The organism is Bradyrhizobium sp. 2S1 (genome assembly GCF_011516625.5).
GTDB lineage: Bacteria > Pseudomonadota > Alphaproteobacteria > Rhizobiales > Xanthobacteraceae > Bradyrhizobium > Bradyrhizobium septentrionale.
Window position 1 is genome coordinate 8,391,810 of record NZ_CP147717.1, and the last position, 13,352, is coordinate 8,405,161.

A 13,352-nucleotide genomic window follows, 5' to 3' on the forward strand; every position below is an offset into this window, starting at 1 on the left:
GCGGGGATGACGTCAGCATTTGGGGATGTAGACGCAAAAATCGAGCATAGGACGCGCACCATGAAAATCCCGACCCTGCCCTTCACCATCACCGACTGGAGCCAGCTCGAGCCTACGGTGCATCCCGGCGAGACCGGGCAAGCGCTGTGGCGCACGCTCGATATCGGCGATCTGCGGGTGCGGATGGTGGAATATTCCCCCGGCTATCTCGCCGATCACTGGTGCGACCGCGGCCATGTGCTCTACGTCGTCACGGGCGAGCTCGACACCGAGCTGCGTGACGGCCGCCGGTTCACGCTGAAGCCGGGCATGAGCTACCAGGTCTCCGATTTCGGCGACGCCGCGCACCGCTCGTCGACAACGACCGGCGCGACGCTGTTCATCGTGGATTGAAGGCCGCTGAGCGCCGGCGCGCGGCGACCCTACTCTCTCCCGTCACCCTGAGGAGGTCGCGAAGCGACCGTCTCGAAGGGCGACAGCCCGGCTCTCTCCCCATCCTTCGAGGCTCGCCGATCGTTGCTGACGCATCGCTCGGCGCGCACCTCAGGATGACGGCGGAGTGCGGGGATATCGACGACGTTGTGCGTACACACGCGTCACCTCCTGCGCGCCGCGACCTTCCTCACCTTTGTATCCGACCAGCTCAGCGCCTTGCCGCTCTTCGACGGCAACACGAGCTGCCCGACCGCCTGCCCGGCCTGATCCAGCAGCACCGAATGCGGCTCGCCGCGCGCGTAGAGATGCGCCTCGCCCCATTGCCGCAAGGAGACCACGATCGGAAAGAGATCGTGCCCCCGCTTGGTCAGCACATATTCCAGGTAGGCGCTGCCGTCGGAGGCCGCGACCTGCTCGAGCACGCCGGTTTCAACCAGCTTGCGCAGCCGCGCCGTCAGCATGCCCTTTGCGATGCCGAGATTCTTCTGGAAGTCGCCGAACCGGCGCAACCCGTCGAACGCATCGCGCACGATCAACAGCGACCACCAGTCGCCAATCGCATCCAGCGCACGGGCCACCGGGCAGTCCGCTTTCGCAAATCCGGTCCGCTGCATCGCGTTCAGCCTCTCCTCGATCACTTTCCCGAAACTGGTCTTAAAATAGGACTAGACAGCGCCCGGCGCAACTGGTCTCATCATAAGACGAGATTGCGAACTGCAGCGGAGGCATGATGACGAACAGGACCATGGCGGAGGCCCGACCGGCCCAGGAAGCCGCGAACGACGCCGACAACGCGACAACAGGCCCGCTTTCGCCCGCCATCGTCCTGCTGTTTGCCGTCGCCTGCGGGCTCAGCGTCGCCAACATCTACTCCGCGCAGCCGCTGCTCGACGCCATGGCGCAGGATCTCGGCATTACCCCCGCCGCGATCGGCATCGTCGTGACGCTGACCCAGATCGGCCTCGCCCTCGGCCTGATGCTGATCGTGCCGCTCGGCGACCTCTGGGACCGCCGCCGGCTGATCGTCGGTCAGGTGATGCTGTCCGCGGTTGCCCTCACCGTCGTCGGCATGGCGCCGAACGCAATCGTGCTGTTCATCGGCATGGCGCTGGCCGGACTGCTCGCCGTCGTCATCCAGGTGATCGTCGCCTACGCCGCGACACTCGCAACGCCGGCCGAACGCGGCCAGACCATCGGGACCATCCAGAGCGGCGTCGTCTCGGGCATTCTGCTCGCCCGCTTCGCGTCCGGCGCGCTGGCCGACATCGGCGGATGGCGTCTGGTCTACCTGACTTCGGCCGTGCTGATGCTGGTGATGGCGGCGCTGCTCGCACATGCGCTGCCGCGACGGCAGCCGCAGCCGCTCGCCGGATCGTCCTATACCAAGCTGCTGCGCTCGACCGCAGCCCTGGTCGTCCAGGAGCCGGTGCTGCGCGAACGCGCGGTGTTCGCGCTGTTGATCTTCGCAAGCTTCAGCGCGTTCTGGAGCTCGGTCGTGTTGCCGCTCGCTTCTCCCCCGCTGTCGCTGTCGCTGTCGCACACCACGATCGGCATGCTCGGCATTGCCGGGCTCGCCGGCGCGCTGGCGGCGCGCAATTCGGGCCGCCTCGCCGATCGCGGCTGGGCGCAGCGCACCACCGGATTGTCGCTGATGCTGATGCTCGCCGGCTGGATCCCGATCTCCTGCCTTCACTCTTCGCTATGGCTGGTGCTGGCCGGCGTGATCATGATCGATTTCGCGGTGCAGGCGGTGCATGTCACCAATCAGAGCCTGATCGTGGCGACGCGCCCCGACGCATCGAGCCGTCTGATCGGCGCCTACATGGTGTTCTATTCGATCGGCTCGGGCCTCGGCGCGATCGGCTCGACGATGGCCTATGCAGCGGCCAGCTGGCTCGGGGTCTGTGTGCTGGGCGCCGCGATCAGCGCCTGTGCGCTGCTGTACTGGGTCGTCGTGGTGAGCAAGACGCCGATGCCGGCGGGCGTGTGTTCGGTATCGTCACCCTGAGGAGCGCGCCCATGCGCGCGTCTCGAAGGGCGACGGCCCGGCTCCATCCTCATCCTTCGAGGCCCACCGAGCGTTGCTGGCGCACCGCTCGGCGTGCACCTCAGGATGACGCCTGGCGTTTGAGGATGCTGACGAAAAACCCGTCCGTGCCGGTGCGGCGCGGCGTCATCAGCCAGCCCTCGGCCGATTGCAGCGCGGCCTCGGCAAAGGTCTCGGCCTTGTCCCACAGCACGGATGCGGTCTGCTCCGGCGGCTGCACCGCAAACTCCGGATGCCGCGCGATGAACGCTTTGACCTGCTCGCCGTTCTCCTCTGATAACACCGAGCAGGTGATGTAGGCGATGCGGCCGCCGCCCTTCACCAGCGGCGCGGCGCGCTCCAGCACCTCGGCCTGGTCCTTCAGCCGCACCTCGAGCGCGCCCGGGCGCATGCGCCATTTGGCGTCGGGATTGCGGCGCCAGGTGCCGGTGCCGGTGCACGGCGCGTCGATCAGCACGAGGTCGGCGGACGCCTTGATATCGGACAGCACCTCCTCCTCGCCGCGCGGCGTGCGGACGTCGCAATTGTGCACGCCGGCGCGCGACAGCCGCTCATGGATCGGCACGAGCTGGCGCTTGTCACTGTCGGTCGCGATCAGCCGGCCCTTGCCTTGCATCATCGCGGCGAGTGCCAGCGTCTTGCCGCCGGCGCCGGCGCAGAGATCGATCACCTGCTCGCCGGGCTTGGCGGCCGAGAGCAGCGCCGCGAGCTGTGAGCCCTCGTCCTGCACCTCGATCGCGCCCTTGATGAAATCCTCCTCGGCATGGATGCCGGGATTGCGCGCGTCGGCGCCGAGCTCGATGCGCAGGCCGAGCGGCGACCACGGCGTCTCCTTCGCACCCAAATGATGCAATCGCGGCAGCATCTTCTCGCGCTTGCCCTTGAGCGTGTTGACGCGCAGGTCGAGCGGCGCGCGGCTCGCCATCGCAGTCGCTTCCGCGGCGCGGTCCTCGCCGAACACTTTTGCCAGATAGGGATCGAGCCATTCCGGATAATCGCCCGCGACCGGCGCCGGCGCATCCTTCAGCGAGCGCGAGGCCAGCGCGGCCTCCTCGGTCGCGGTCAGCGCGTCAGGCGCAAAGCGTCCGCCGTCGCACAGCGCAGCGATCGTGGCGACATCCATGCCGCGTTCGAGCTTGAGCATGCCGATCACCCGCGCGCGGGCGCTGTCATCCTCCATCAGCCAGGCCGCGGAGGATTGCCGGCGCAGCACGTCCCAGATCAGGCCGGAGATCGCGGCGCGATCGCCGGAGCCGGCATAGCGGTGCGCGGTGCCCCATTCCTTCAGCGCTTTCGCCGCGGGAATGCGCTGTGCGTCGATGGTGGCGATCAACTCGATCGCGGCGGAAAGCCGGGCAGCGGGGGTCATTGGTCTCTTTCGGTTGGGCGCGTCAGATCAGCAGCAGCAGTTTGAGCGCGAAATACAGCCACATCGCCGCCAGCACCAGCACGCCGGCGAACCAGGCGAGCGAGCGCGGCCGCACGTCGTTGGAGGTGACGAACACCCCGGCATGGGCAAAGCGCGTGACCACGAATACCCAGGACATCAGCACGATGAACAAATCGGCACGGCGCAACGGCAGCGCAATGGCGATCAGGACATAGAACAGCACCGGGAGCTCGAACTGGTTGGCAAAGCAATTGCCGAACTTGGTGGCGCCGGCCGGCCAGTTCGGCTCGCGCAGCGCAATGTCCTTGATCCTGGTCTCGCCGCTCGTCAGCGCCCTGGTGCGCGTCGTCGCCATCGCGAACAGGAGTGCGAAGGTGAGCCCAATCTGGATGAAGACCCGTAACAGAACCATTTGAACTGACATCAGAATCTCCCTCAGCGCCCGGTCGTCCTCTTAGCCGCCAACCCCGCCCGGCGCAATCAAGCAGCTGTGGAGCCCGTTGAACCATCATCCGAGCCTGGATGACCAACTCTCAGGAGTTACGACGGTTTCAGCCCCTCATGGATGACGCGATGAGCATCATCTCCCGGATTTTCGACGGCGCGGCCCAGGCGACCGAAACTCTCGGCGATATCACCACACCCCTGCTGCAGGCGATCGATCCCCCCACCGGCTGGTTCGATGACGCAGCCGATGGCGGGCTCGGCATGGTGATGTCGGGGCTCGCAGGCGTCGCCGCGGCGCTCTTGGTCGCAATCCTGCTCTCGATCTATTTCCGCAGCGGCTATCGCTCGACGCGCGACATGGTCAGGCATGGGCTCGCCGCGGCGCTGGTGCTGACCCTGATCGGCGTTGCGGTCTACGATGTCAGGCGCGATGCGCTCGCTTATTTCGGGCTCACCGCGACACCATCAGTCACGGGGACCAATCTGCCCGACACCGGATTGCTCGGACGCCGCCTCGGTCCGCCTGCCCCGCCCCCGCCCTCGATCAAGCAGCTGGCGATCTAGGGTGCGTACTCGTAAAGTCGGTTGCTGCGACTCGGCCACCAGATGTCTGCTTCTCCCCCAACAGCGGCGCGGGAGCGGACATCGCGGCACTTCGCCTTCGGGCCAATTCCGGACATTGGCCGATAGCGCCGCCCGTAGGCGGCTCTTATTGTCGGCTTGTCCGCCAGGGTCGACTCCCGGTGCTAATTCGACCGGACACGGCTGACGGTCCGGCGCCGCGGAGTAATGTTTCCACCAGTCGGCCAGGCTAGCGACGGAAGTCGCCGCGCCGCGGCCTACGACGCTGGCTCCGTTTGGAGCGCGCGTACCGCGGCTCTGATCATCGCGATGTTTTCGACCGCGGCGTCGCTGTCGCGAGGCTGACGCCACGCGCTCTGAAGTGCAATGACCACCTGCTCGGTCGGATTGACGAAGATGAACTGGCCGAAGGCGCCATTCGCCGCAAAGGCACCGTTGTTGACGCCGCGCGGCAAGGGCGGCACCGCCCACCAGTGATAGCCGTATCCCGCCGGTGAACCGGGCATGAGCCGACCGAAGCCAGTGGGCGCGCTGTCGGGCTGTCCAGCGAGATCGCGCCAGCCGGGCGGTAGCACCCGTCGGCCATTGAACGCTTCGCCATCCTCCAGCACCAGCTGACCGAAGCGGCCGAAGTCGCGCAGGCGCGCACTGACGCCAAACCCGGCGAGCTCCAGCCCGCCCTCGGACTCGAGTTGCCAATATCCGTCGGCCTCCATGCCGGCAGGTCCCCAGATCTTCTCAGCGCAGTAGTCGGCCAAGGGCCGGCCCGTAGCGGCCACGACCAGCGCGCCGATCAGGCAGCTCTCGCCGGTCGAATAGTTGAAGACGACGCCCTGCGGATGAGCACGCGGCAGTTTGCACAGGAGGTCCAGGACGGACCCTGGCCGCCGGCTCACCATGGCCTTGCCGAGGCGATAGTCCTCTGAGCGTCCGTCTGCATCGTTTTCCTCGCGCCAGGCCACACCGGAGCACATCCGCAGGAGATTACGAATCGTGACGCCCTCGTAGGCCGAGCCGCGCATCCGCGGCAGGTATTGCTCGCAGCGATCGTCAAGGCTGCCGATCGCGCCATCGTGGAGCGCAGCCCCGGCGAGCGTCGCGGTGATCGACTTCGCGGTCGACATGCTGGCCCACCGGCTCTCCGGGCCGTTGCCCATGCCGTAGCGCTCCAGCGCAATCTCGCCGCGCTTCAGGATCAGCAGCCCAGCCGTGCGGCGGCGGGCCATGTAGTCGCTGAGGCCGACGCGCACCCCGCCCACCTCGAACGTCAGGTCCGCGAGCGAACGGGCGTGCGGTGGCAGTGGCCGCACTGCGTCGCCGCGCCGGAAGACGCGGTGCGGCCAGATCTGGTCCTGGTTGCGGAAGGTCGGCGCCTGGTTTTCCGGTGTTGTGTTCGTGATATCCGGAGCCACCCGCGCCGGATCGGTGTCATCAGCGGCATTCGTCGGTGCAGGATTGGCCATGAATACCCCCTCGTTCGTTGAGACGACGCCAAATCGCCCGGGAACGGCGCGTTTGCAAAGCAAATCAAGTTGGTTTGACGTGGTCTTGTCCCGCTGGCATGCTGACGGCCGACCGTTGCGGAGACATAGCCCCGTCAGGGGATGAATGTCCGCTCAGGGTCACGAACGACAAAACTCAGAGTGAGCATAACGCGTCCGCTTTCGGGCGCATCGCGACCAAAGCGGGTTGCGACGCGCTATGACAAGCCCGCCGTCAACTACCTTGCCTTCGTTCAACTCGCATCGATCAGGCTAGGGCTGCGCGCCAATGAGTCCGCGTCCTAGCTCCCGCGCCGGCCCGCGCCAAATTATCGAACAAGTCATCAAACAAGACATCAAACAGAGCATCGAATAAGTCATTGAAATCGTCATCGTTCCGACTTCCGCGCCGGCTTATGATTGGTGCGAAAGGATCGATGCATGCCCCAATTTCGCCTGACACAAATCTCCGACACCCATCTCGCGCGCCGCCACAAACCGCTCATCGACAACTTTCATCGGGTCAGTGAGCACATCGACGCGACGCGTCCCGACCTCGTGCTCAACTCCGGCGACGTCTCGTTCGACGGGCCGAACAGCCGCGACGATCTGGTGTTCGCCAAACAGCTGCACACCGCGCTGCCGGTCGACTGCCTCTATCTGCCCGGCAATCACGACATCGGCGACAACCCGACCGCGGTCGGCGCGGTGCCGGCGCAACTGCCGAGCGAAGCGACCTGCGACGCCTTCACCTCGGTGGTCGGCGAGGACCGCTGGCATTTCGACGCCGCCGGCTGGTGCTTCATCGGCCTCAACTCGCTGATCATGAACACCGGCCTCGACAGCGAGGCCGAGCAGTTCGACTGGCTCGCCACCGCACTCGACAAGGCCGTCGGCAAGCCGGTCGCGCTGTTCATACACAAGCCGCTCTATCTCGACGTGCCCTACGATGCCGAGCGCGAGGCGACCTCGTTCCGCTACGTGCCGCAACCGGCGCGGCGGCGCCTGATCGAGATGTTCGGCAAGGTCGATTGGCGCCTGGTCGGCTGCGGCCATGTGCACCAACGCCGCGACTACACTTTCGAGCACATCAGACATGTCTGGGCGCCCTCGGTCGGCTTCACCGTCCCCGACGCCAAGCAGGAGTGGATCGGCGTCAAGGAAGTTGGTTTCGTCGAGTACCGTTTCCAGCCAGACAGTTTCGAGGTCCGCCACGTCAGGGCCAAGGGCCAGGTCGATGTCGACCTGGACATGCTGCTCGGCAAAGAGCCGGTGGCCTGAGAGGCGTCAGCTCCGCGCCGCGTCGTGCAGGTCCTGCTTGATGACGGTGAGCAGCGCCTGCAGCGAGTCCTTGCTCGGCTGCGGTGCGGCCTGCACCACGGGCCGTGCGCGCGGCAGCGGCGGCATCTGGCGCCGCGGCGGCTCGGCGTCCTCCTCCTGCTCCACGAACTTTCCATGCAAGACGTCGTCGCGCCGGCCCATGACGAACATCGTCGCCCAATAGCCGACTGCGAGGAGAATGACCCCGGAAACAATAAGCTCAAAAACCATGGCTACACTCTGAAATATAGCCATATTGTTTCAATTGCTCCGGTTCCCAGTCAAGCGAATGGGGGCCAAAAAGCCCCCAAAATCCCGTCATAGTGGCGTTTTTGACACTTTATTGCGCGGATTGGGAGGTGAAAGCCCCCCGGTTCACGCTCTGTCCGGCCCGACCCGGACCAGCTGCTTGCCGAAATTGGCGCCCTTGAGCAGGCCCATGAAGGCCTCCGGCGCGCTGTCCAGCCCCTCGGTCACGAACTCCTTGTACTTGACCTTGCCCTCGCGCACCCATTGCGACATGTCGCGCAGGAAGTCGCCGTGCATGGCGGCGAAGTCGCTGACGATGAAGCCGCGGAAGGTCAGCCGCTTGGTCAGGATGTTGCGCATCATCGCGCCGGCCCATTTCGGTGCGTGCGCCTCGGTGTCGTTGTAGTGCGCGATCAGGCCGCACACCGGGATCCGCGCGAACGCGTTGAGGAGCGGAAACACCGCGTCGAACACCGCGCCGCCGACATTCTCGAAATAGACGTCGATGCCCTTCGGGCAGGCTTCCTTGAGCTTGGCCGCAAGGTTGGGATCGCGGTGATCGAGGCACTCGTCGAAGCCGAGCTCGTTCTTGACGTAGGCGCATTTGTCCTTGCCGCCCGCGATGCCGATCGCGTGCGCGCCCTTGATCCTGGCGATCTGGCCGACCGCCGAGCCGACCGCGCCGGACGCGGCCGCAACCACCACAGTCTCGCCCGCCTGCGGCTTGCCGATCTCGAGCAGGCCGGTATAGGCGGTCATGCCGGGCATGCCGAGCACACCGACCGCGGTCGAGATCGGCGCGATCTTCGGATCGATCTTGGCGAGACCCTTGCCGTCGGACAGCACATGGGTCTGCCAGCCCGCGCGCGACAGCACGATATCGCCATTGGCAAAGCCGGGATTGTTCGAGGCGACCACCTCGCTGACGGTGCCGCCCTCCATCACGCCACCGACCGGCACCGGTGCGGCATAGGACGGGCCGTCGGCCATGCGGCCGCGCATATAGGGATCGAGCGATAGCCAGATGGTGCGCAGCAGCACCTCGCCTGCGCCCGGCACCGGCGGCGTGTAGTCCTCGAGCCTGAAATTGGCCGGCGTGGGCTCGCCATGCGGGCGCGAGGCAAGAACGATGCGCTTTCCTTGGGACATGCTGATTTCCTCTTGAGGTGATTGGTTCGTGGCGGACACGTAGTCACGCAATCCAGCTCCCCGCAAGGGAGATGGATTTGCTCTTTCGCCCGCACTTGTTTGAAATTCTGTTTGAAATGACGGCCGTCATTTCGAGACGATGCGCCCGCCCGGCATCGGCATTCGTGGTGGAGCAGATTTGAGGGGCATTGGAACCTTACGGCTGCCTGACAATTAGACTCTGCGTTCCGGGCAGGAACCGAAAAGGGAAAATGCATGGGACAACTCCGACACCGCGTAAAGCACGACCTGTCGCTCGAAGAGAGACTGACGATTGAAGCCGAAGAGTTGCGCGCGCGGGCCGGGAAGATGCCGCACGGTGTCGAGCGCGAAGCCCTGATCCGAAGGGCGCGGCAGCGTGAAGCCGCGGCGTACATGACAGACTGGTTGACCTCACCCGGATTGCAGTCACCGACCTGATGCCGGATGCCAAACCCGAAAGCGGAAGAGTACCGACTCCAAGCCGAAGAAGCCGAGGCAAAGGCAGCAAGCGTGCACGACCATGCCGCCCGAGAGATTTACTTGGAGCTGGCTCGCCATCTGCGTGAGATGGCAAAACAAGCCGAACGAAATGGATGGTAAAGCCGCCTCAGTTGACGGCAGCCCCGTTTGTGGCGCTTGCGCCATCATCCTGCGCAATTGCGTGTCTGCGGTCTGGTCCTTCGGACCATCCCGGAATGACGTACGAGGCGCTTACACCCCGCCCGGATAGTTCGGAGCTTCGCGGGTGATCGTGACGTCGTGGACGTGGCTCTCGCGCAGGCCCGCACCGGTGATGCGGACGAACTCGGCCTTGTCGTGGAAGTCGGCAATATTCTTGGCACCGACATAGCCCATCGCGGCGCGCAGGCCGCCGGCGAGCTGATGCATGACATTGCCGACCGGGCCCTTGTAGGGCACCTGGCCCTCGATGCCTTCAGGCACGAGCTTCAGCGTGTCCTTGATGTCCTGCTGGAAGTAGCGGTCGGCCGAGCCGCGCGCCATCGCGCCGACCGAGCCCATGCCGCGATAGGCTTTGTAGGAGCGGCCTTGCCACAGGAAGACTTCGCCGGGCGTCTCGTCGGTGCCGGCGAGCAGCGAGCCGACCATCGCGATGTCGGCACCGGCGGCGAGCGCCTTGGCGAGGTCGCCGGAATATTTGATGCCGCCATCGGCGATCACGGGAATGTCGGCCTTCTTCGCCGCCGCCACCGCGTCCATGATCGCGGTGAGCTGCGGCACGCCGACGCCGGCGACGATGCGCGTGGTGCAGATCGAGCCCGGGCCGATGCCGACCTTGATGCAGTCGGCGCCGGCATCGATCAGCGCCTGCGCGCCGCCTTCGGTGGCGACGTTGCCGGCGACGACCTGCACCGCATTGGAGAGCCGCTTGATGCGGTTGACGGCGTTGAGCACATGCCGCGAGTGGCCGTGCGCGGTGTCGACCACGACGACGTCGACGCCGGCATCGATCAGCCGCTCGGTGCGCTCATAACCGGTCTCGCCGACCGTGGTGGCGGCGGCGACACGCAGCCGGCCCTGCGCGTCCTTGCAGGCGAGCGGATGGGCGACCGCCTTTTCCATGTCCTTGACGGTGATCAAGCCGACGCAGCGATATTGATCGTCGACGACAACGAGCTTCTCGATGCGGTGCTGATGCAGCATCCGCTTGGCCTCGTCCTGGCTGACACCCTCGCGCACCGTGACGAGGTTTTCGTGCGTCATCAGCTCCGAAACCTTCTGCCGCGGATCGGTTGCGAAGCGCACGTCGCGGTTGGTCAGGATGCCGACCAGCTTGCCGGGCAAATTCTTGGCCGCACCGGTCACGACCGGGATGCCGGAGATGCCGTGGTCCTTCATCAGCGAGAGCGCATCCGACAGCGTGGCGTCGGGACCGATGGTGAGCGGATTGACCACCATGCCGGATTCGAATTTCTTGACCTGCCGCACCTGGGCGGCCTGGCCTTCGGGGTCGAAATTGCGATGGATGACGCCGAGGCCGCCGGCCTGCGCCATTGCGATCGCCATCCGCGCCTCGGTGACGGTGTCCATTGCGGACGCCATGATCGGGATGTTGAGCTGGATCGCGCGGGTGACGCGCGAACGAATGTCGGCCTCCGAGGGAAGGATGTCCGAAAGGCCGGGCTTCAGAAGCACATCGTCGAACGTGTAGGCTTCGCGGATAGCCTGAAATCCCGTGGCCATTGCCAACTCCTTATCTGCGGCATCCGCCGCAATGGTCTTACGGATGAACGCCGTCCGCGGCGACGCTTGCTGCGTCACCGTCGAATCGGAGCCCATCGATGGGGTTGACGCGGGTCGATAGCATGGCGGGATGACGAATCAAAGCGTTTGCCAGCCATGCACAGGCTTTTTAAGGCGCCCGGCAGCTTACGGCGCCAATTCAGGGGGCCCGGTAACCCGGCGGCGGCCCGTGCCGGCGGATCGCCTCGACCATCTCGCGGTGGCGGCGGTCCTCCCGCTTCATATGCACCGCGATCACCGCATGGGCCGACGGCACCAGCAGCAACACGTGGAAAAACAGCCCGAAAACCGCGCAAAACACGATCAGGACCAGGTTGAAGATGGCCGAAAACGGCTGTCCGTTCAGGAGCAGCCCGATCGGCGGCAGCAGAGCGGCAAGGACGTAGATCACGGCAGACCTCAAACGCTGGCGGATGCATACCAGCGTCAGGCAGGATTTAGGGCGTTTGGCCGGTTCCGCAATAGCGCCGCCGGAGGCAGGATGAATGGCCCCCTCGCCCCGCCTTTTTCAACTGAACCTTCAACTGAACCACTAGGAGCTTGTCTGGATAGTCGCTGTTCAAATCTGGTCGGGTCTGATTCAACATTGGGCGATGAGCAAGTATTTTCGGCCTTGGAACATCGATCAGACGCTGCTTCTGCCGCCGAATGTGCAGGACTTCGTGCCGAAAGGCCATGTCTCGCGGTTTATGGTTGATCTGGTGCGGGAGAGCCTCGATCTCAGGGAGATCATGGGCAGCTATGTGAGCGGGCTTGGGCAGCCGCCGTTTGATCCGCGGATGATGGTGGCGCTGCTGCTGCATAGCTATGCGAGTGGGCTGTATTCGTCGCGTCGGATTGCCAAGGCCTGCCGGGAGCGGAACGATTTTGTGATGATCGTGGCGCTGGATGCGCCGGATTTTCGGACGATCAGCGACTTTCGCAAGCGACATTTGAAGGCGCTCGGCGCGCTATTCGTGCAGGTTCTGAAGTTGTGCGAGACGGCCGGGCTGGTCAAGCTCGGTCATGTCGCGCTGGATGGTACGAAGATCAAGGCGAACGCGTCGAAACACAAGGCGATGAGTTATGAGCGCATGAAGAAGCGCGAGGCGGAATTGAAGGCCGAGGTCGCTCGCATGCTGGCGGCCGCCGAGGCGGCGGATGCCTCGGAGGATGATACTTTCGGCAACAGCGACGAACTGCCGGACTGGACCGTCGACAAGCAGAAACGGCTGGCGAAGATCCAGCAAGCGATGGCGGCGCTGGAAGCGGACGCCAAACTGGCGGCGGAGGAAGAGCGCCGCATCGAGGCCGAAAAGGAACAGCAGCGCCAGGCCGAAGGCCGCAAGAAGCCGGGCAAACCGGCGGCGCTGCCATCGGAGGAACCCAATCCCAAGGCGCAACGCAACTTCACCGATCCGGAAAGCCGCATCATGAAGTCGAAGGATGGCTTCGTTCAGGCCTATAATGCCCAGGCGGCCGTCGATGCACATGCCCAGATCATTGTCGCGCAAGAACTGACCCAGCACGGCAGCGATCAGGGCCAGTTGGTGCCCCTGATCGAGGCCATCGAGAGCAATCTTGGCCGCAAGCCGCGGCAGGCCTCAGCGGATTCCGGCTACTGCAGCGAAGCCAATCTCGAAGCGCTCGACACACGCAGCATCGATGGCTATGTCGCGCCCGGACGCGCCAAGCACCCGACAGTAGCGAACGGAAAAGTCGGCGGCCCGCTGACACAGGCCATGCGAAAGAAGATCGACGATGGCGGCTTCGAAACACCCTACCGATTGCGAAAGCAAGTGGTGGAGCCGGTGTTCGGGCAGATCAAACAGGCAAGAGGCTTCCGCCAGTTCCTGTTGCGGGGCATCGAGAAAGTGCGCGCCGAGTGGACAATGATCTGCACCGTCCATAACCTCCTCAAGCTGTTCAACCTCGCAAACGCAGCCTGAGCCTGCTACTCTACAACAAATGCCCGTCACGAAAACATATC

General features: G+C 65.0%; 13 protein-coding genes and 1 pseudogene. 6 read left to right on the forward strand and 8 right to left on the reverse strand.

Going from position 1 to position 13,352, the window contains the following annotated elements; all coding sequences use genetic code 11:
- Positions 1-60 precede the first annotated feature (60 nt).
- Positions 61-393, forward strand: coding sequence for a DHCW motif cupin fold protein (locus HAP54_RS39725; protein WP_166296492.1), 333 nt, complete (start codon positions 61-63; stop codon positions 391-393).
- Between the two features lie 203 nt (positions 394-596).
- Here the strand turns inward: HAP54_RS39725 and HAP54_RS39730 are convergent, their stop codons facing one another.
- The gene (locus tag HAP54_RS39730) at positions 597-1,049 is read right to left on the reverse strand and encodes a winged helix-turn-helix transcriptional regulator (RefSeq protein WP_166296494.1); all 453 of its coding nucleotides are present in this window, start codon (positions 1,047-1,049) and stop codon (positions 597-599) included.
- Positions 1,050-1,165: 116 nt separating this feature from the next.
- Between HAP54_RS39730 and HAP54_RS39735 the strand changes: the two genes are divergently transcribed.
- Complete coding sequence (locus HAP54_RS39735) at positions 1,166-2,443, forward strand: MFS transporter (protein WP_166296496.1); 1,278 nt, start codon at positions 1,166-1,168, stop codon at positions 2,441-2,443.
- A 100-nt stretch (positions 2,444-2,543) separates the two neighbouring features.
- On the opposite strand, the gene HAP54_RS39740 is transcribed toward HAP54_RS39735, so the two are convergent.
- A complete protein-coding gene (locus tag HAP54_RS39740) occupies positions 2,544-3,851 on the reverse strand; it encodes an RsmB/NOP family class I SAM-dependent RNA methyltransferase (RefSeq protein ID WP_166296498.1) in 1,308 nt (435 codons plus the stop codon).
- A 22-nt stretch (positions 3,852-3,873) separates the two neighbouring features.
- Positions 3,874-4,296, reverse strand: a complete 423-nt coding sequence (locus HAP54_RS39745; RefSeq protein ID WP_166296500.1) for an MAPEG family protein — start codon at positions 4,294-4,296, stop codon at positions 3,874-3,876.
- Positions 4,297-4,445: 149 nt separating this feature from the next.
- Between HAP54_RS39745 and HAP54_RS39750 the strand changes: the two genes are divergently transcribed.
- The gene (locus HAP54_RS39750) at positions 4,446-4,883 is read left to right on the forward strand and encodes a hypothetical protein (RefSeq protein ID WP_166296503.1); all 438 of its coding nucleotides are present in this window, start codon (positions 4,446-4,448) and stop codon (positions 4,881-4,883) included.
- Positions 4,884-5,158: 275 nt separating this feature from the next.
- Here the strand turns inward: HAP54_RS39750 and HAP54_RS39755 are convergent, their stop codons facing one another.
- The gene (locus HAP54_RS39755) at positions 5,159-6,364 is read right to left on the reverse strand and encodes a serine hydrolase domain-containing protein (RefSeq protein ID WP_166296506.1); all 1,206 of its coding nucleotides are present in this window, start codon (positions 6,362-6,364) and stop codon (positions 5,159-5,161) included.
- A gap of 219 nt (positions 6,365-6,583) precedes the next feature.
- On the opposite strand from HAP54_RS39755, the pseudogene HAP54_RS39760 reads away from it, so the two are divergent.
- Positions 6,584-6,688: pseudogene (locus tag HAP54_RS39760) on the forward strand (IS5/IS1182 family transposase); the annotation flags it as partial.
- A gap of 135 nt (positions 6,689-6,823) precedes the next feature.
- Complete coding sequence (locus tag HAP54_RS39765) at positions 6,824-7,663, forward strand: metallophosphoesterase family protein (protein ID WP_166296509.1); 840 nt, start codon at positions 6,824-6,826, stop codon at positions 7,661-7,663.
- A gap of 6 nt (positions 7,664-7,669) precedes the next feature.
- Here the strand turns inward: HAP54_RS39765 and HAP54_RS39770 are convergent, their stop codons facing one another.
- The 4 genes from HAP54_RS39770 to HAP54_RS39785 all read right to left on the reverse strand — a co-directional run bounded on the left by HAP54_RS39770 (position 7,670) and on the right by HAP54_RS39785 (position 11,774).
- Positions 7,670-7,933: a hypothetical protein gene (locus tag HAP54_RS39770; protein WP_166296512.1), complete on the reverse strand. Its 264-nt coding sequence runs from the start codon at positions 7,931-7,933 to the stop codon at positions 7,670-7,672.
- 144 nt (positions 7,934-8,077) lie between these two features.
- A complete protein-coding gene (locus HAP54_RS39775) occupies positions 8,078-9,100 on the reverse strand; it encodes an NADP-dependent oxidoreductase (protein ID WP_166296515.1) in 1,023 nt (340 codons plus the stop codon).
- A 732-nt stretch (positions 9,101-9,832) separates the two neighbouring features.
- On the reverse strand, positions 9,833-11,323 hold the full coding sequence (guaB, locus tag HAP54_RS39780; RefSeq protein WP_166306884.1) for an IMP dehydrogenase: 1,491 nt from the start codon (positions 11,321-11,323) through the stop codon (positions 9,833-9,835).
- Positions 11,324-11,522: 199 nt separating this feature from the next.
- On the reverse strand, positions 11,523-11,774 hold the full coding sequence (locus HAP54_RS39785; RefSeq protein ID WP_018271177.1) for a hypothetical protein: 252 nt from the start codon (positions 11,772-11,774) through the stop codon (positions 11,523-11,525).
- Between the two features lie 202 nt (positions 11,775-11,976).
- Between HAP54_RS39785 and HAP54_RS39790 the strand changes: the two genes are divergently transcribed.
- The gene (locus HAP54_RS39790) at positions 11,977-13,311 is read left to right on the forward strand and encodes an IS1182 family transposase (protein WP_166296518.1); all 1,335 of its coding nucleotides are present in this window, start codon (positions 11,977-11,979) and stop codon (positions 13,309-13,311) included.
- Positions 13,312-13,352 lie beyond the last annotated feature (41 nt).

Coding starts and splice junctions, on each gene's coding strand:
- HAP54_RS39790 (WP_166296518.1), top strand. CDS start 11,977: ATGAGCAAGTATTTTCGGCCTTGGAACATCGATCAGACGCTGCTTCTG.
- HAP54_RS39770 (WP_166296512.1), bottom strand. CDS start 7,933: ATGGTTTTTGAGCTTATTGTTTCCGGGGTCATTCTCCTCGCAGTCGGC.
- HAP54_RS39725 (WP_166296492.1), top strand. CDS start 61: ATGAAAATCCCGACCCTGCCCTTCACCATCACCGACTGGAGCCAGCTC.
- HAP54_RS39750 (WP_166296503.1), top strand. CDS start 4,446: ATGAGCATCATCTCCCGGATTTTCGACGGCGCGGCCCAGGCGACCGAA.
- HAP54_RS39775 (WP_166296515.1), bottom strand. CDS start 9,100: ATGTCCCAAGGAAAGCGCATCGTTCTTGCCTCGCGCCCGCATGGCGAG.
- HAP54_RS39745 (WP_166296500.1), bottom strand. CDS start 4,296: ATGTCAGTTCAAATGGTTCTGTTACGGGTCTTCATCCAGATTGGGCTC.
- HAP54_RS39730 (WP_166296494.1), bottom strand. CDS start 1,049: ATGCAGCGGACCGGATTTGCGAAAGCGGACTGCCCGGTGGCCCGTGCG.
- HAP54_RS39755 (WP_166296506.1), bottom strand. CDS start 6,364: ATGGCCAATCCTGCACCGACGAATGCCGCTGATGACACCGATCCGGCG.
- guaB (WP_166306884.1), bottom strand. CDS start 11,323: ATGGCCACGGGATTTCAGGCTATCCGCGAAGCCTACACGTTCGACGAT.
- HAP54_RS39740 (WP_166296498.1), bottom strand. CDS start 3,851: ATGACCCCCGCTGCCCGGCTTTCCGCCGCGATCGAGTTGATCGCCACC.
- HAP54_RS39735 (WP_166296496.1), top strand. CDS start 1,166: ATGACGAACAGGACCATGGCGGAGGCCCGACCGGCCCAGGAAGCCGCG.
- HAP54_RS39765 (WP_166296509.1), top strand. CDS start 6,824: ATGCCCCAATTTCGCCTGACACAAATCTCCGACACCCATCTCGCGCGC.